The sequence below is a fragment of the Agromyces sp. Marseille-Q5079 genome (assembly GCF_051016555.1).
Taxonomy (GTDB): domain Bacteria; phylum Actinomycetota; class Actinomycetes; order Actinomycetales; family Microbacteriaceae; genus Agromyces.
This window is the reverse complement of sequence record NZ_JBPEJF010000007.1, coordinates 192,818-209,968: the sequence shown is the minus strand read 5'-3', so window position 1 is coordinate 209,968 and position 17,151 is coordinate 192,818. Positions and strand designations below refer to the sequence as shown.

The following is a 17,151-nucleotide window of genomic DNA, read 5'->3' as shown; positions in this document are numbered from 1 at the left end:
GTCGCCGTGCGCGGCGAGCAGGTGCTCGACCGCCGTCAGGATCGCGGCAACGCCCGCCTTGTCGTCGGCGCCGAGCAGGGTGTCGCCCGAGCTCGTGACGAGGTCGTGGCCGACGTGGTCGAGCAGGTCGGGCATGTGCTCGGGGTCGAGGGTCGTGCCGCCGCGAGGCAGCTCGATGACGGCGCCGTCGTACTCGCGGTGCACGATCGGCTCGACGGCGTCGCCGGGCGCGTCGGGGCTCGTGTCCATGTGCGCGATGAGGCCGATGACGGGCACGGGACCGGATGCCTCGTCGATCGTCGCGGGCAGCGTGGCGTAGACGTACCCGTCGCCGTCGAGCACCGCGTCGTCGAGTCCGAGCGCGAGCAGGTCCTCCACGAGCACGCGCCCGAGGTCGAGCTGGCGGGCGGAGCTCGGGCTGCCCTCGCCGTCGCGATCGGACTGCGTGCCGACGCGCACGTAGCGACCGAAGCGTTCGAGCAGCGCGGGCGCGAGCGACTCGGCGAGGGGAGAGGTGAACGGGGCGGGGGATGCGGCGGCCATCCCTCCAGCGTGCCACAGGGCACGGCGAGCACGACGGCGGATGCCTCGGGGCGCGAGCACCCCGAGGCATCCGGTTCTCCGTGATCGCAGCGGTCAGCAGCGCTGCGACCCGGTCTCAACCGCAGATCACTTGGTGACCTTGACCGTGATCGGCGCGCTGGTCGTGACCCCGGCGGCGTTGCGGAACTCGACCGCGTACTCGTAGGTGCCCTTCGGCTTGCCGGTGACCTCGAGCGCTGCGCGCTGCGCACTCGGGGTGGAGGCCGCAAGCTCGCCCTGCTCGACCACCACGCCGTCCTCGAGGAAGGCGTAGGAGGTCGCGTTCTGGCCCCACCAGAGGTTCGCCGTGACGGTGTAGCGGCCGTCGCGGTCGCGGTTGTCGTGGCTGAGCACCGGCTTGGACGGGTTGGCGTCGCGCACCTTCACGGTGAGGGGCTTCGTCGAGGTCGTGCCCTTGGAGTTCAGGAGCTCTCCGACGAAGACGTACTCGCCGTTGCCGAGGCCCTGCACCGGCACGACCACGCGTTGCGCCTTGGGCGTGTGCGGCTCCAGCCGTGCTGTGTGCACGAGTTCGCCGTCGCGGTACAGCTTGAACAGGCTCGCGTTCTCGCCCCACCACAGGTTCATCGTGACGTCGAAGTCGCCGTCGTGCAGTCCGGTGTCCCACCCGTTGTCCGAGGAGAGCGCGCCGGCGCCCGGTGCGGCAGTGGCACCGTCGTCGGTGGGCACCTCGGGCTCGGCCGGGAACATGGCCGTGGCCAGCGGCGTCACCGTGAGGGAGACGAGACCCGCGGTGCCGCCCTCGGCCCAGAGGCCGAGCTCATCGGCGCCCGTGTTCGGGAACACCTGGTCGGTGATGGTCGTGCGGCCGTCGGCCGAGAAGACCTCGACGGAGGAGCGATCGACGTAGACCGTGACGGCGAGCCGGCCGTCGTCGAGCGCAACCGGCGCGTCGTCGAGCGACGCGAACGCGGGATGGAAGTCGGTGTTCCCCGACTGCCGCCGGTCGACGAAGAGCCGGCCGGCGTCGGTGTCGTACCCGATGCGGGTCGACGCCTCGCCGTCGCCCAGCACGCTGAATCCGAACGACTCGGCGTCGCCCGGTTCGAACACCGCGTCGACCTTCAGCACGTCGCCCGCGATCTCGTCGAGCGTCGTGGCACCCGCCTCGATATCGCGCGGGCCGACGGTCACCGCGTCATCCGCTCGCTCGAGGCCCTCGAGCTCGGGCGCGACCCGCTGCACGAGACGCGGCCCGCGGTCGGTCGACGCGAGGGAGACCTCGCGTGGCAGCGCCATGGCGCTGCGCCACGAACCCGTGGGGATGTCGTTCGCGTAGTCCCAGTTGTTCATCCAGCCGAGCATCACCCGTCGGTCGTCGGGGGCGTTCGAGAACGAGACGGTCGCGTAGTAGTCCTTGCCCCAGTCGAGCCAGTCGTAGCCCTCGATGCGCGGCGCGGCCGCGGCATCCGAGAACATCACCTGGTCGACGAGTACGTGCCCCCATCCGAAGCGGTTGTTGTCGACGATGCGAACGGATGCCTCGCGGCCCGCGTACTCCGCGACGTCCCAGCTCACCCAGTCGAGGTTCTCGCTGTTGCGTCCGGTCGCCGTGCGCACGACCTCGCCATCGACGACGAGGTTGACGGAGGTCTCCTCGGATCGGGGCAGCGCCGCTTCGGCGCCGAGCACGAGGTGGTCGATCGTGAGGTGGCCCCAGCCACCGTTCGTGCCATCGTGCACCTGGAACTGCGCGTCGCGGCCGGCGAACTCGGAGACGTCCCACGCCTGCCAGTTGAGGGCGCCGCCGTCGGCGCCGGTGGCCGTGCGCACGACCTCGCCATCGACGACGAGTCGAGCCTCGAGCGTGCCGTCGAGCCGCTTGCCGCCGCCCAGGAGGAACGAGAGGTGGTCTTCGCCCGGCTGCACGGTGAACGCGGGCGAGGTGAGGTCGCCGAGGTTGTCGTCGCCCCTAGGACCCGACTCGAAGGTGTTGATCCGCTTCGCACCGAGGTAGTAGTCGCCGCCCTGCGTGGAGGGGCTGCGGGTCGGGTCGGTCGCGAAGTCGCCGGTAGCCGTCCAGCCGGTGTCGGCGAGCGTCGTGCCGTCGGGGAACTCGAAGCCGTCGAAGAGCAGACGTCCGGCGGGTGCCTCGTTGCCCAGCCGGGTGCCGTCGACGTGGGGGTGGTTGCCGCCGCCGACGAGCAGGTTCACGAAGGGATCCTCGATCGTGAGGGTCGGGGACTCCACGGTGCCGACCGGCCAGTCGAAGTCGTTGAATCCGTTGACCAGCCCGGCGCCGACGTACCCGCTCACCGCGTTCTGGCCGGGCAGGGTTCCGGCCGCCGGGGTGTCCGCGAACGGGCCGTTCTTCCAGTTGCCCGGTTCGTTGGCCACGGTCCAGCCGTCGTAGGTGCCGTCGTCGAACCCGGCGAAGACCTCGCCGGCGGGCAGTGCGTCATCGGTGACGGTGCTCTCGGACGTGAAGGTGGTGCCGTCGAAGTCGCCCACGAAGTACTGGCCGCCGGAGCCGCCGGCGACGCTGCCGGGGTTGAGGTTCACGACGAGCACCCACTTGGTGTTCGCCGGGTCGCCGTCGACCGCGAGTGGGAAGAGGTCCGGGCACTCCCAGATGCCGCCGGTCGCGTTGGCCGGTCCGAAGTCGCTGAGATGGGTCCAGGTCTTCAGGTCGTCGCTGCGCGAGAGCACCACCTGGTACTGCAGCGCCTCGACGGCCGCCATGACCCAGTAGGACTCGCCCGTCCCGGGGTTCGTGTAGCGGAAGACCTTCGGGTCGCGAAAGTTCGCCGACCCGCGGTCGTACACCGGGTTGCCGTCGTACTTCGTCCAGGTCTGGCCGTGGTCGGTGCTGTACGCGAGCGATTGCGCCTGCCGGCCCGCGAGCGTCGGATGCGCCGCCGTGTAGGCGCTCGTGTAGACGGCCACCATGGGCGGGTTCTCGGCGGTGCCGAAGCCGCTCGTGTTCTGCTCGTCGACCACGATCGAACCGGAGAAGATGTCCTCGATGGCGACGCCGTCGGCGTCGAAGGTCTGGGGGATCGCGAGCGGCTGCTCCTCCCAGTGCGCGAGGTCGTCGCTGGTGGCGTGGCCCCAGCTCATGTTGCCCCACCGCGTGCCGGACGGGTTGTGCTGGAAGAACAGGTGCCAGGTGCCGTCCTCGTAGACGAGCCCGTTCGGGTCGTTCATCCAGTTGCGCTCAGGTGAGAAGTGCACCGCCGGCCGGTACTGCTCGGTCGCCGGGTCGGGTGCCGCGTCGTCGCCGGATGCCGCCGCAGCCGGTCCTCCGAGGAGGGAGGCGGTGAGTGCGGCGATCGCGGCGATCGCCGCTGCCAGCCCGCGCGTTGATATCGTCGTCATCGATCGATTCGCCTTTCATCACGTGGCTCTCAAGCGAGCCATGACATCGTTGTCAATTGACGAGCGCGACACTACGCAGTGTCCGGCGGACATTGCAAGCCTTCGGTCAGCTCGCGATCGGCGGCCGGCCGACTGCCGGCGGTCAGCTGGTGAAGGCGGGCCCCGCCGACGGGCGGCGCAGCAGTGCGCCCTCCCGCCGCACAGTCGCGGCGGCGATCGCCATGGCGTCGGCGAGTGCGGCGGACCACGCGGCATCCGACTGCGGCATGCCATCGACCGCGATGCGGTGCACGACGGCCGAGAGCGTCGCGTCGCCGGCTCCCATCGTGTCGACGACCGGGCCGGGGAGGTCGACGATGCCGGCGCGGACCTCGATGGCCCCATGGTGCACGCGGGCTCCGTCGCTGCCCGCCGTCGCCAGGACGGCCGGTCCGGATGCCGTGGTGTCGGCGCCCGATCGGAGGCGCCCGACGAACTCGTCCAGCGGTGCCTCGAGCAGGAGTGCCGCGTCCTCGTCGCCGACCTTGACGAGCAGCGCGTGGCTCGCGAGCCGCTCGAATCCGGCCAGGAACCCGGCACGGTCGTGCATCATGCCGTCACGCGGATTCGCGTCGATGACGAGCCGCTCGTGCGGGCGAGCAACGGCTGCGCGGAGCTCCGCCGCCTGATCGGCGTCGTCGAACGGGAAGCAGCTGACGACGACCAGGTCGGCCGCGTCCAGCGCTGCACGGGACTCCTCGCCGAACGAGATGCGCCTCGCCCGGGCGGCGTCGTTGAACTCGTACCGCGGTTCGCCGCCGGCCGTGCGGTCGGACACCGCCCGAGACGTGCCCGATGGCGACGGACTCGCGACCAGTCGCACCCGGTGATCGGCGAGGTACTGGCGGATGCGGCGACCGGGCTCGTCGTCGCCGACCATGGCGAGCAGCGTGACGTCCTCTCCGAGGAGGGAGAGGCCGACGGCCACGTTGAGTGCGGCCCCGCCGACGAACTCGCGGGTGCCCGACGGGCCGCGGAGTTCATCGATGAGGGCGTCGCCGATCACGACGACGCGGGGTGTGCGGGTGTCGGCCGTCGCCTCGGGCGTCATCGGGCGCTCGCCCGCGGCGGCAGTTCGCCGCTTCCGCGCTCGATCAGCCGAGTGGGGACGATCGTGCGTTCGGCGGGGGACTCGTCGCCGTCGAGGCGCGCGAAGATGCGCTCGGCGGCGATGCGGCCGATGGCGTGCGGATCCTGGGCGACGACGGTGATTCCGGGCACGATCAGGTCGCCGAGCGGCACGTCGTCGAAGCCGACGAGCGCGGTGTCGAGGTGGCGGTCCAGCTCGCGCAGCGCCCGGATCACGCCGATCGTGACGAGGTTCTGCGCACTGAAGATCGCGGTGGGCGGTTCGTCGGCATCGAACAGCGCGAGCGTCGCCCGCCTCGCGGTCTCCTCGTCGTGGAGGCCCTCGATGACGGGGGCGTCGCCGGTCGCGATGCCCGCGCGACCGAGCTCGTCGAGGAACCCGCGCCGGCGCTCCTGCGCGGTGCGGATGTCGTGCCGGTCGCCGAGGTAGGCGAGGCGCCGATGCCCGTGGGCGATGAGGTGACGGGTCGCCAGCGCAGCGCCGGCCGTGTTGTCGCTCACCACGGAGTCGGAGGCGATGCCCGCGGGCTGCCGGTCGACGAAGACCACCGGCGTGCCGCGCCGGAGCTCGGGGGCGAGGTAGGCCTGGTCCTCGGAGACGGTGGTGAGGATGAGCCCGTCGACCCGGCGGCGCAGGAATGCCGAGACGGCGGCCTGCTCGCGTTCGGGGTCGTCGTCGAGGCTCGAGGCGAAGACCGCGACGCCGCGGGCGAGTGCGGCATCTTCGACCGCCCGGTGCACGGCGCCCGCGAACGGGTTGTCGACGCTGCCGACGAGCAGCCCGAGCGTGCGCGTGCGGCCGTCGGCGCGCCGGAGGTTGCCGGCGTGCAGGTCGGGTTCGTAGTCGAGCGACCGTGCCGCCTTCAGCACTCGCTCGATGGTCGCCGCCGAGACGTTGGGCTCGCCGTTGATCACGCGAGAGACGGTCTTCACCCCGACGCCCGCCAGCGTGGCGACGTGGCGCATCGTCGGCCGGGCCCGGGAACGCGCGTCGGCCGGGAGGGACTCGTCCGTGCGCCCGGCGCCGCGCTCGGCTGACGTCGGATCCACGTTTGACAACGGTGTCACGATTTGATCTCCAATGTGCGGTGTCGGCTTGACTATACACACGGGGATGGGCTAGACCTAACGCTGACATCGTTGTCAATTGGGCAACGGTTCCCAGACACCAGAGGAGATTCACCGATGAATCACGCAGCATCCGTCGCACTCCGGCGCCGCCTCATCGTCGCCGGTTCGCTCACGGCGGCCGCGGCGCTCGCCTTCACCGGTTGCGCCACGTCGGGCGACAGCGCCGATGGCGGCTCGGGCGGCGACGAGGCGATCGGCGTCTCGCTCATCGTCAAGACGACCACCAACCCCTTCTTCGTCGCCATGCAGGAGGGCGCCCAGACGGCCGCCGAGAAGCTCGGCGTCGAGCTCACGCTCGCCGCAGGCAAGGAGGACGGCGACGAGGACACGCAGATCCAGGCCGTCGAGAACGCCATCTCGAAGGGCGACGCGGGCATCCTGATCACCCCGAACGGCCCCGGTGTCGAGGACGCGCTCGTCAAGGCCCGCGACGCCGGCCTCTACGTGATCGCCCTCGACACGCCGCCCGCCGACCCGGAGGCCGTCGACATCACCTTCGCGACCGACAACTTCGAGGCCGGCCAGGAGATCGGCGCGTGGACCGCCGCCAAGCTCGGAGGCGAGAAGGCCACGATCGCGATGATCGACCTCTTCGACGACAAGATCGTCTCGGTCGACGTGCAGCGCGACCAGGGCTTCCTCGACGGCATGGGCATCGACCTCGGTGACGACGCCGCCAACGGCGACGAGGACCCGACCGGCAGCTACAGCGGCGGCGACTACGAGATCGTCGGCAACGAGGCGTCGCAGGGCGCCGAGGACGGCGGCCGCACCGCAGCAGAGACGCTGCTCTCGAAGAACCCCGACATCAACGTCGTCTACACGATCAACGAGCCGGCGGCCTACGGGGCCTACGAGGCCTTCAAGGCGGCGGGCAAGACCGACGGGCTCATCGTGGTCTCGGTCGACGGCGGCTGCGCGGGCATCGACGCCGTCGAGCAGGGCATGATCGGCGCGACGAGCCAGCAGTACCCCGTCAAGATGGCCGAGCTCGGCGTGCAGGCGATCTTCGACCTCGTCGACACCGGCACCACGCCGGAGGTCTCCGAGGGGCTGGACTTCTTCAACACCGGAGTCGCCCTCGTCACCGACGACCCCCAGGACGGCGTCGAGTCGATCGACACGGCCGAGGGCGCAGAGATCTGCTGGGGCTGATCGCCGCAGGCCGCATCGCGCGGTGATTCCGGGAGGGCGGATGCCTCGATCGGGGCATCCGCTCTCCTGAACCTCCATCCCGCCCCACGAAATCGGAGCACAACGTGAGTCAGCACACGACCCCTTCGCCGGCAGCGCCGGCGAATCGCACCCCAGAGGGCGAGCCGCCGACGTCGGCCCTCGACCTGGCCGAGGAGTTCCTCGACCGCACGACCCCGCTCAGCCGCATCCGGAACACCCTGCATCGCTACCCGGCCATCAGCCCGGCCATCGTGCTCACGCTGTCGATCATCGTCTTCGGCCTGCTCAACGACCGGTTCCTGAACCCGGCGAACCTCTCGCTCATCACGCAGCAGGTCGCCGTGGTCGGCACGCTCGCCGTCGCGCAGACGCTCATCATCCTCACGGCGGGCATCGACCTGTCGGTCGGCGCCGTCATGGTGCTGAGCTCCATGGTCACCGCGCAGACGACCGTGCACCTCGGCGTGCCGGCCGTGATCGGGCTCCTGCTCGGCCTCATCGTCGGGCTCGGTGCCGGAGCCCTCAACGGACTGCTCGTCACCAGGCTGAAGCTGCCACCGTTCATCGTGACGCTCGGCACGCTCAACATCTTCATCGCGCTCACCCTGCTCTACTCGAGCGGCGCCACGGTGCGCGGCGGCGAGATGCCGCCGCTGCTCACCTGGACCGGCTCCGTGATCGCCCTCGGCGGCGTCAACATCACGGTCGGCGTGCTCATGATGCTGCTGCTCTACGTCGTGATCGCGTTCATCCTGCAGAAGACGGCCTGGGGCCGTCACGTGTACGCGGTCGGCGACGACCCCGAGGCGGCCCGCCTCGCCGGCATCAGCGTGAACCGCGTGCTCATGAGCGTCTACCTCGCCGCCGGGGCGATCCTCGCGCTCGGCGCCTGGATCCAGATCGGACGCACGAACGCGGCCTCGCCGAACGCCGGCGCCGACCTCAACCTCGACTCGATCACGGCCGTCGTCATCGGCGGCACGAGTCTCTTCGGCGGTCGCGGCACCGTCTGGGGCACCCTGCTCGGCGCGCTCATCGTCGGGGTCTTCCGCAACGGGCTCTCGCTCGCCGGACTCGACGTCCTGTGGCAGACCTTCGCCGTGGGCGTGCTCATCATCGTCGCCGTCTCCGTCGACCAGTGGATCAGGAAGGTGCGGAAATGACCACCGAAGACCAGGGCGCGGTGCGCCCCGACCAGCCCTCGCACGCCGGACACCCCGACCCGTCGGCCATCGGCGCGCTCGCGGACGGCACGGCACCAGGGCGCGACGCGACATCCGCTCGCGCCGCGGTCGCGGAACGCGAACCGATCCTCAGGGCGCGACGGCTCGTGAAGACGTTCGGCCGCGTCGTCGGCCTCGACGGCGTGAGCCTCGAGCTGTACCCGGGCGAGGTCCTCGCGATCATCGGCGACAACGGCGCCGGAAAGTCCACGCTCATCAAGTGCCTCACCGGCGCGGAGATCCCCGACGAGGGGGAGATGTGGCTCGAGGGCAGGCCGGTGAGCTTCAAGCGTCCGCAGGACGCCCGTGACGCGGGCATCGAGACGGTGTACCAGAACCTCGCCGTCTCACCCGCGCTCGACGTCGCCTCGAACCTCTTCCTGGGGCGCGAGCTGCGAAAGAAGGGCGTCCTCGGCTCGGTGTTCCGGATCGTCGACCAGAAGGGCATGCGACAGCGCGCTCGCGAGGAGCTGCGTGCACTCGGGATCTCGACGCTGCAGGACGTCACGGTACCCGTCGAGAACCTCTCGGGCGGTCAGCGCCAGGCGGTCGCGGTCGCGCGCGCCGCGGCCTTCGGATCGCGCGTGGTCGTGCTCGACGAGCCGACCGCCGCGCTGGGCGTTCGCGAGTCGAACCAGGTGCTCGAGCTGATCCGTCAGCTTCGGGAGCGCGGGATCCCGGTCATCCTCATCTCGCACAACATGCCGCACGTCTTCGACGTCGCCGATCGCATCCACATCCAGCGGCTCGGCAAGCGGGCGGCGACGATCACCCCGCAGTCGCACTCCATGACCGACGCCGTCGCGATCATGACGGGTGCGGCGACCGGATGAGCGAGACCGTGCGAGCGGATGACCCGCAGCAGGTCGTGCGGCTCGTCGCCGAGTTCACGGCTCGTTCGGGTCGCGAGGAGGAGGTCGCGCGCCTCCTCCTCGCGCTCGCCGACGACGTGCGACGCGAACCCGGATGCCTCGAGTTCGCCACGCATCGCGTCGTCGCGCCGCCGGCCTCGATCGACATCGCCCACGGGCCGGCGCCGATCGGTGCGCGCTTCATCGTGACCGAGGCCTACCGCGACGAGGCGGCGTTCGCAGCGCACCTCGCGGCGCCGTACGGCGCGACCTTCAACGCGGCGCTCGGCCCGCTCATCGTCGAGGACGGGTCTGTGCTCACGTTCCTCGCGCGCGACTGAGCGAACCCACCGGCACGGAGGCCGTGCGCCGGCCGCGCGCGGCCTCCGCGGCGCGGGGCGGGTAGCGTTGTCGCGACCCCGAGGAGCACCACCGCATGAAGCCCGGACCCAGGCGCAGCATCAGCCAGGCCGACATCGTCGACGCCGCATTCGAGATCTTCGAGGAGAAGGGCGGCGACGCCGTCTCGATCCGCGGCGTGGCGGCGCGCCTCGGACTCACGCCGACGGCCATGTACACGTACTTCACCTCGAAGAACGCCCTGCAGCGAGCCATGGTCGAGCAGGTGTTCTCGGGGGTCGACCTCGCCGGGGCGTCCGACCCGTCGCTGCCGTGGCGCGCCCGCGTGCAGCGTCTCGCCGCCGATGTCCGTGCGCGCTTCGCGGAGCATCCCGGCGCGATCGTGCTCGTCGCGAGCGGCCCGCTCGACGGACGGAACGCCCTGTCGTTCGGGGAAACCCTGCTGGAGGGTTTCACAAGCGGTGGGATGCCGCTCGCCGACGCCGCCCGTGCAACGGCCGTCGTGCGCGCCTACGTGCTCGGCGCCGTGACGCTCGACGCCTCCGATGCGGGTCGCGACACGGATGCCGCCGACGCGCCGGCCCCGCTCTGGACCGAGGCCACGCAGCATCCGCTCACCGAAGCCGCCCGGTTGCTCGACGCAGACAGCGCCGGCGACCCGTTCGCGACGGGCCTCGACCGCCTGCTCGACGGCTGGTCGGTCGCGTAGGTCACCATCGCGCCCCATCCGGCATCCGGCGAGACCGCGGCGACCGGCGGCCCGCTCGCCCGCTCGCCCGCACGCCCGCTGGAACGACACCGTGACATGCGACGAGGCGCCGACCCCGAAGGGTCGACGCCTCGCCGTGGCATCCGCTCGGATCAGCCCTGGGGAGGAGTGATCTTCACGAGTGCCGCGCGGTTGCCGAGAAGCGGCAGCTGCACGTCCATTCCTGTGCCGTACGCGACGCCGGAGTCGGCCGGGTTGCCGGTGCCGAGCACCGAGAATCCGAGGTCCGTCCCGTAGACATCGGTGGCGGGGGTGCCATCGGGGTTCACGACGCGCGTCGTGTACGGAGCGCCGGCCACCGAGGGCACGACGACCGAACCGTTGGCGTAGCGCCAGAACAGGCCGCCGTCACGGAACTCGAGACCCGGCACCCAGCCCTGCTTGTCGGTGAAGGACTTCACCGCGGGCAGTGCCGGCACGTCGGTGCAGTACTCCGTGTAGGCCGCGTCGGTGATGCACTCCTTGAAGGGGTACGTCTTCACCACGCCGAATGCCGCGTTGGAGGACTGCGTCCGCGACGGCATGTTCTTCAGCCTCGTCGGGTCGACCGTGGCGGCTTCACCGGTGCGACGCAGCGGGTCGAAGTGGCTGTCGACGATCAGCAGGCCGCCCTTGGCGCCACCGCTGGGCAGTGCCGTGAGGTTGGTCTGCACCTGGTTCGAGTCACCGTAGGTGGTGTCGCGGTACCAGACCAGCGCGCCGGGGGCGTTGTACTTGATCTTGTCGACCTTCCACGCGCCCTCCTCGTCCTGGTAGACCGTGTCGTACGCGTACTTCAGGCCCTCGTCGAAGCCGTCGAAGTTGCGCCACTCGACCAGGTAGTACTGCGCCTGCGTCGAGGTGCCCGAGTCGATGCGCCAGCCGGGACCGGTCGTTCCGGCCCACGAGGCCACGGTCTTCGTCCAGCCGTTCTCGCCGGCCTCGACGTCGTCACTCCACGGAGTGGCGCCGTCGGCGACGAGCGAGAAGTCGTCGGCGAACCAGCCGCGGTCCTGGTAGGCCGCATCGGTCGCGAGACGCAGGCGCACGCCGATCGTCTGCCCGGCGTAGGCCGAGACGTCGATGTAGTCGTGACGCCATCCGTCGGACGAGCCGGTGAGGCCGTACTTCTTGCCGCCGAAGGTCGCGAGGTTGCCGTTCGGGTCGGGGTAGCCGTCGGGCGTCGTCACTTCGCCGCCCGCCTCGGTGAACACCTTCTGGTCGGTCCAGGTGGTGCCGCCGTCGGTCGAGACCTCGACGAAGCCGAAGTCCCAGTCCTCCTCGATGATGTAGTCGTTCCACATCCAGAACTTCGCGTCGGTCGCGCCGGCCGGCACGTCGACATTGCGCGAGAGGCGGATGTCGCCCCAGTCCTGGTCGGCGCCCGTGTACCAGGCGTTCTCACCGCTGTGCGGCTCGGACAGCACGGTCACCTTGTCGGGCAGGTTGATCTTGACGCCGTCTTCAGTGCCCTTCAGCGGACGCGAGTTCTGTCCGAGCAGCACGGACTTCGCCTTGTCGCCCGGGTTGAACTCGACCGGGTCGGCCCAGCCGAGCACCCACTTGTCCCAGAGGCCCATGTGCGTCGGCATCGACTGGAAGATCGGTCCGGAGTGCGAACCCGAGGACATGAGGTCCCAGAAGTCGACGTCGGAGTCGCCGACACCCGAGGTGTCGTAGAGGTCGGGCAGGCCGAGGTCGTGGCCGTACTCGTGCGCGAACACGCCGACGCCCGAGTCCTCGGGCTGCACGATGTAGTTCGACAGCTTGAGGTCGGTGCCGGGGATGGCCGCGCCGCCTGCGACAGCGGAGGAGTGCGCCCAGATGGCGTACGTGCCCTCGTCGCCGCCGCCGCCGGACTTGTCGGCACCGGCGTGCACGAGCACGACGTGGTCGATCACGCCGTCGGGCTCGCTGTAGTTGCCGTCGCCGTCGCGGTCGCCCTGGTCCTCGATGTCGTAGTCGGCCCACGGGAAGTCGGGCTGAGCGGAAGCGAGCGCCTGGACCGCGTCGATCGGCAGCTGGCCGGGGCCGAGCGGGTTGTCGGGGTGGCCCTGCATGTCCTGGACCGCGCCGGCCTCGTAGACGCCTTCGTCGTTGAGGTGGCAGACGCTCGCGCCGTAATAGGCCTCGGAGTGCGGGACGGTGACCCACGGGGTCGCCGTGCCGGTGACCGTGTAGGCCCCCTGCGACATCTCCTCGTACATGGCCTTCATCGTGTAGCCCGAGATGTCGACGCCCTTCTTGCCGTCGGGGCCCTTGAGATCCTTGCGGACCCGCTCGGTGATGCCCTTCTTCGAGAAGAGCATGTCGTTGTAGTGCTTCGGCGAGAAGTCGGGCACCCACATCGAGTTGTTGTCGGCCCGCGACAGCGTCGCCGGGTCGGGGAGGCCGTTGTGCAGCGGGCCGCTCTGGACGTCGCCGGGCTTGCAGTCGGCGGCGCCGAAGGCCGTCGGGACCTGCACGTCGGAGAAGTCGTCGGTCGCGTTCGGGTCGAACTCGACGAGGATCGTGAGCAGCTTCGCGGTCTGCGTCTCCTTCGCCGACTTGTAGAGGCTCTTGAGCCACTTGGGGCTCTTGCCGGTCTGGATCGACTTCGACTCGAGCTTCGCCAACCCGTTCGCGGCGACCGGGTTGCCCGAGGTGAACTTGCGTTCGAGCGCGTCGGCCTTGATGAGCGCGGCCTGCTGCTGCTGGGCGGCGACGGCATCTTCGGAGACCTGCAGATCCGTGCCGAACGCCGCTTCCGCGCGGGGTTCGACGTAGTTCATGTAGTACTCGGAATCGCTGATCACGGGTGGTTCGTACTTCGGTGCTGCTGTGGCCGCGCCCACCGTTCCCGTTGCCGCCAATGTGGCTGCAGCGAGAGCGAGGATTGGAACGACCGCCAATGCGCGCCGCCTGGCGCGCTTGGAGATTCCAGACATGCTTCTCCCCTCGATGCGACCGCGGGGGGTGCCGTCGGTCGCGACGTCGCCCGTCGGGTGGACGGACGTAAGGGGGAATCTAGCCGTGCCCCGAATGAGGGGTAAACCCTCCACCTATGAATTCGCAGAATATTTGCGTGGAAGGCCCTGTGGCGTTGATCGTGCGCGTGAAATCGTGTGCCCACGCACGACCCATGTTGTGATACGGGCAGATCGAACATGCCGCGACATCCGCTCGCCCGCGGATGCCGCGATGGCGGGCGCGACGGGGTGCGGATGCCGCGATCAGCGGAGGCGGCCGCCCGCGGATGCCGCGGGTCGGCCGGCGCGCGTCAGCCGACGAGCAGCGTGCGCAGCTGGTCTGCGCTGTGCACGACCGCGATGGCGCCGTCGGCCTCGGCGGGGGAGCCGTAGCCCCACTCGACGAGGATCGTCGGCACGCCGTTGGCCTCGGCGCCGAGGGTGTCGTACCCGCGGTCGCCCACCATGACGGCGTGGGTCGTGTCGACGCCCTCGGCCTGCAGGCGGCGCAGCGCCTCGGCGACGACGTCGGCCTTGGTGCTGCGGACCTCGTCTTCGCTGGCGCCCGCGATGACCGTGAAGTACTGGGAGAGTCCGGCGTGGTCGAGCACGATGCGCGCCATCGACTCGGGCTTCGAGGTGGCCAGGGCGATGGGGATGCCGGCGGAGTGCACGCGCTCGAGCACTCCCGCGACGCCCGGGAACACCGGCGACTGGGTGAGTCGCACGGCGTAGTCCTCGCGGTAGACCGAGAGGGCGTGCTCGGCGCCGGCGTCGTCGAAGCCGGCGAGGAGGCGCAGGCTGTCGAGCAGCGGCGGGCCGACGTACGCGAGCAGCTGGTCGCGGGTCGGAACCTCGAGGCCGAGCGACGCGAACATGTGCGCGAGCGAGTCGGTGATGTCGGCGGCCGAGTCGACGATAGTGCCGTCGAGGTCGAAGAGTACGGCGGCCCACGTCCTCGTGGGCGCGATGGTGCTGGTGTGGCTGGGGGAGATCACCGTGACATCATATGGCCCGATAATCCGAGTGCCACTCAGGTTTCGCTGAGGTCGCTCGGGCCCCGGGTTGCGCCGCCGCCCGCGACGGGCTCAGGACTCGGCGGGCGCGAGGATCTCGACCCGGTTGCCGAAGCCGTCCCTGGCGTGGAACCGGACGTACCCCTCGAACGTGTCGCGGTCCTCCCAGGACACGTCGAATCCCGCGTCGGCGACGCGGCGGCCGACCTCCTCCAGCTCTCGAACCGAGTCGAGGAGCAGGGCGGGGTGGGCCTTCCTCGCCGGGACGAATGGATCGTCGACGCCCACGTGGATCTCGGCGGTGATCACCTCGCCCGTGAAGGACCGGAACCAGCATCCGCCGCGGCCGGCCAGCGACGGCGCCTTCGGCACCTCGACCATGCCGAGGGCCTCGCCGTAGAAGCGCCGCGCCTCCTCCTCCTGGCCGCGCGGCATCGAGACCTGGACGTGATGAAGGCGCACGTTACTCTCCCTTGGAACTCGCAGTCGCGCCGACCGCGACCGCGACCACAAGATATCGCGCGTCCGCTGCCTCGAAGGGTGCCGTCGCCGCCCGCGGGCGCATCAGAACAGGCGCGAGTCGCTGTCGTCGAGGCCGCGCATCGCGTCGTAGTCGAGCACGACGCAGCGGATGCCGCGGTCCTCGGCGAGCGTGCGCGCCTGGGGCTTGATCTCCTGCGCCGCGAAGATGCCGGTCACGGGCGCGAGCAGCGGATCGCGGTTCATGAGCTCGAGGTAGCGCGTGAGCTGCTCGACGCCGTCGATGTCGCCGCGACGCTTCAGCTCGACCGCGACCGACGCGCCCGCGGCATCCGTCGCGAGGATGTCGACCGGGCCGATCGCGGTCATGTACTCGCGGCGCACGAGCCGGTGGCCCTCGCCGAGGAGCTCGATCTGCTCGGCGAGCAGCTTCTGCAGGTGCGCCTCGACGCCGTCCTTCTGCAGGCCGGGGTCGATGCCGAGCTCGTGATTGGAGTCGTGCAGCACCTCGTGGATCGAGACGATGAGCTGGTCGGCGGTCTTCTTGTGCGTGACCTTCCAGACCTCGGTGACGCCCGCGGCGGCCTGGGCCTCATCGGGGAGGACGGTCTCGAGCACGCACGGCGGGCTCATCCAGTTGAGCGGTTTGTAGCTGCCGCCGTCGGAGTGCACGAGCAGCGAGCCGTCGCCCTTGACCATGAGCAGGCGCTGGGCGAGAGGGAGATGGGCCGAGAGCCGCCCCGCGTAGTCGACGGAGCAGCGGGCGATGACGAGACGCACCCGTCGAGTTTAGGCGTCGGATGCCGCGGCGGACGCCCCGCCCGACGTGCCCGTCGCATCGGGGTGGTCCTCGACGCCCGTCGCACCCGGCTTGTTCGACCGCTCGCGCGCCGCGGGGGCCGCGAGTCCGGCGATGACCATGAGCACGAGGACCACGAGCAGCGCGTTCAGCAGCCCGAACTGCTCGCCGAGGAACCCGATGAAGGGCGGCCCGACGAGGAACGCGCAATAGCCGATGATCGCGACGGCGCTCACGCGAGCCGCGGCCCGGGCGCGGTCGGGAACATCGGCCGCGGCGGACATGCCGACCGGGAAGCCCATCGATGCGCCGATGCCCCAGAGCACGGTGCCGATGATGATGACCCAGAGCTCGCTGCCGAAGATGAACATGCTGAGGCCGATGACCCCGGTCGCGGCGAGCACGCGCAGCGTGAGCACGCGCCCGAAGCGGTCGATGAGCGGCCCGCCGAGCACGCGTGCCGTGGTCATCGACACCGCGAAGACCGTGAAGATCGCGGCGCCCGCTGCGGGCTCGAGGCCGTGCCCGTCGACGGCGGCGAGCGTGAGCCAGTCGTTCGCCGATCCTTCGGCGAACGACATGCCGAGCATGATGACGCCGATGAGGAGCAGCTGCACGTCGCCCCACACCTTCAGGCTGTCGCGGAGGCGCTCGGTCCAGGGGCGAGCCGGTGCGGCATCCGCTCGCCCTGCTGCGGCCGCGTCGGCCGGGTCGCCGAGTTCGGTGCGATGCGGCACGAACCGCACCGCGACCACGGCGCCGACGGCGATGAGGGCGGCGATGACGCCCAGGTGGGCGAAGACGACGATGTCGAGGGCCGCCGCGGCGGCCGCGATGCCGGCGCCGGCGACCGTGCCGAACGAGAAGAACGCGTGCATGAGCGGCATGACCGTGCGGCCGATCTCGCGCTCGGCCTCGGCGCCCTCGACGTTCATCATCACGTCGACCGCGCCGTTGCCGAAGCCGGCGAACGCGAGGCCGATCGCGATGAGCGGCACCGAGGGGGCGAGCGACCCGCCGATGCCGATGAGCACGAGGCCCGTCGAGACGGCGATGAGCGTGCCCGCCATGCCGATGCGGGCGCCGAAGCGGGCCATCAGCGGGGGAGCGGCGATGAGGCCGATGACCGAGGCGATGGAGCCCGAGAGGATGACGAGGCCGACGCCCTGGGTGCTGAGCCCGGTCTCGTCGCGCACCTCGGGAAGCCTGGCGACCCAGCTCGCGAGGCTGAGCCCCGAGAGGAAGAAGATCGCGAAGACGGCGTTGCGCCACGCGGTGAGGCCACGGCGGGTCGTGGTGGGTGCGGTCATGGTGCTCGGCTTCATCGTCGGGGTGGGGCTGGGAGTCCTGCGCGTGTGTGGGTCGCCCCT

The 17,151-nt window shown here is 70.6% G+C and carries 13 protein-coding genes and 1 pseudogene; 5 read left to right on the top strand and 9 right to left on the bottom strand.

Annotated elements, in window-relative coordinates:
- The 4 genes and pseudogenes from ACR3IO_RS15895 to ACR3IO_RS15880 all read right to left on the bottom strand — a co-directional run.
- Window positions 1–543: pseudogene (locus ACR3IO_RS15895) on the bottom strand (hypothetical protein); the annotation flags it as partial.
- Between the two features lie 126 nt (window positions 544–669).
- Window positions 670–3,921 (bottom strand): GH32 C-terminal domain-containing protein, encoded by a 3,252-nt coding sequence (locus tag ACR3IO_RS15890; RefSeq protein ID WP_434072195.1) that lies wholly within the window; start codon window positions 3,919–3,921, stop codon window positions 670–672.
- Between the two features lie 142 nt (window positions 3,922–4,063).
- Entirely contained in the window at window positions 4,064–5,011 is a 948-nt protein-coding gene (locus ACR3IO_RS15885; protein WP_434072194.1) for a PfkB family carbohydrate kinase, read from the bottom strand.
- Complete coding sequence (locus tag ACR3IO_RS15880) at window positions 5,008–6,015, bottom strand: LacI family DNA-binding transcriptional regulator (RefSeq protein WP_434072200.1); 1,008 nt, start codon at window positions 6,013–6,015, stop codon at window positions 5,008–5,010. The genes ACR3IO_RS15885 and ACR3IO_RS15880 overlap by 4 nt, the downstream gene beginning before the upstream one ends.
- 219 nt (window positions 6,016–6,234) lie before the next feature.
- Between ACR3IO_RS15880 and ACR3IO_RS15875 the strand changes: the two genes are divergently transcribed.
- The 5 genes from ACR3IO_RS15875 to ACR3IO_RS15855 all read left to right on the top strand — a co-directional run bounded on the left by ACR3IO_RS15875 (window position 6,235) and on the right by ACR3IO_RS15855 (window position 10,499).
- Window positions 6,235–7,335: a substrate-binding domain-containing protein gene (locus ACR3IO_RS15875; RefSeq protein ID WP_434072193.1), complete on the top strand. Its 1,101-nt coding sequence runs from the start codon at window positions 6,235–6,237 to the stop codon at window positions 7,333–7,335.
- Between the two features lie 185 nt (window positions 7,336–7,520).
- A complete protein-coding gene (locus ACR3IO_RS15870; protein ID WP_434072199.1) occupies window positions 7,521–8,519 on the top strand; it encodes an ABC transporter permease in 999 nt (332 codons plus the stop codon).
- Complete coding sequence (locus tag ACR3IO_RS15865) at window positions 8,516–9,412, top strand: ATP-binding cassette domain-containing protein (protein ID WP_434072192.1); 897 nt, start codon at window positions 8,516–8,518, stop codon at window positions 9,410–9,412. The genes ACR3IO_RS15870 and ACR3IO_RS15865 overlap by 4 nt, the downstream gene beginning before the upstream one ends.
- Window positions 9,409–9,771, top strand: coding sequence for a putative quinol monooxygenase (locus tag ACR3IO_RS15860; protein WP_434072191.1), 363 nt, complete (start codon window positions 9,409–9,411; stop codon window positions 9,769–9,771). Before ACR3IO_RS15865 ends, ACR3IO_RS15860 begins: the two co-directional genes overlap by 4 nt.
- A 95-nt stretch (window positions 9,772–9,866) precedes the next feature.
- Window positions 9,867–10,499 carry a TetR/AcrR family transcriptional regulator gene (locus ACR3IO_RS15855; RefSeq protein ID WP_434072190.1) on the top strand — a complete coding sequence of 211 codons (633 nt, stop codon included), beginning with the start codon at window positions 9,867–9,869 and terminating at the stop codon, window positions 10,497–10,499.
- Window positions 10,500–10,651: 152 nt separating this feature from the next.
- Here ACR3IO_RS15855 and ACR3IO_RS15850 read toward each other — a convergent pair whose 3' ends face one another.
- The 5 genes from ACR3IO_RS15850 to ACR3IO_RS15830 form a co-directional block, all read right to left on the bottom strand.
- Window positions 10,652–13,333, bottom strand: coding sequence for an immune inhibitor A domain-containing protein (locus ACR3IO_RS15850; protein WP_434072189.1), 2,682 nt, complete (start codon window positions 13,331–13,333; stop codon window positions 10,652–10,654).
- 464 nt (window positions 13,334–13,797) lie between these two features.
- The gene (locus tag ACR3IO_RS15845; RefSeq protein ID WP_434072188.1) at window positions 13,798–14,484 is read right to left on the bottom strand and encodes an HAD hydrolase-like protein; all 687 of its coding nucleotides are present in this window, start codon (window positions 14,482–14,484) and stop codon (window positions 13,798–13,800) included.
- A 90-nt stretch (window positions 14,485–14,574) separates the two neighbouring features.
- Window positions 14,575–14,964: a VOC family protein gene (locus tag ACR3IO_RS15840; RefSeq protein WP_434072187.1), complete on the bottom strand. Its 390-nt coding sequence runs from the start codon at window positions 14,962–14,964 to the stop codon at window positions 14,575–14,577.
- A 102-nt stretch (window positions 14,965–15,066) separates the two neighbouring features.
- The gene (nucS, locus tag ACR3IO_RS15835; protein WP_434072186.1) at window positions 15,067–15,762 is read right to left on the bottom strand and encodes an endonuclease NucS; all 696 of its coding nucleotides are present in this window, start codon (window positions 15,760–15,762) and stop codon (window positions 15,067–15,069) included.
- Between the two features lie 9 nt (window positions 15,763–15,771).
- Window positions 15,772–17,091 carry an MFS transporter gene (locus ACR3IO_RS15830; protein WP_434072185.1) on the bottom strand — a complete coding sequence of 440 codons (1,320 nt, stop codon included), beginning with the start codon at window positions 17,089–17,091 and terminating at the stop codon, window positions 15,772–15,774.
- Window positions 17,092–17,151: the final 60 nt, after the last annotated feature.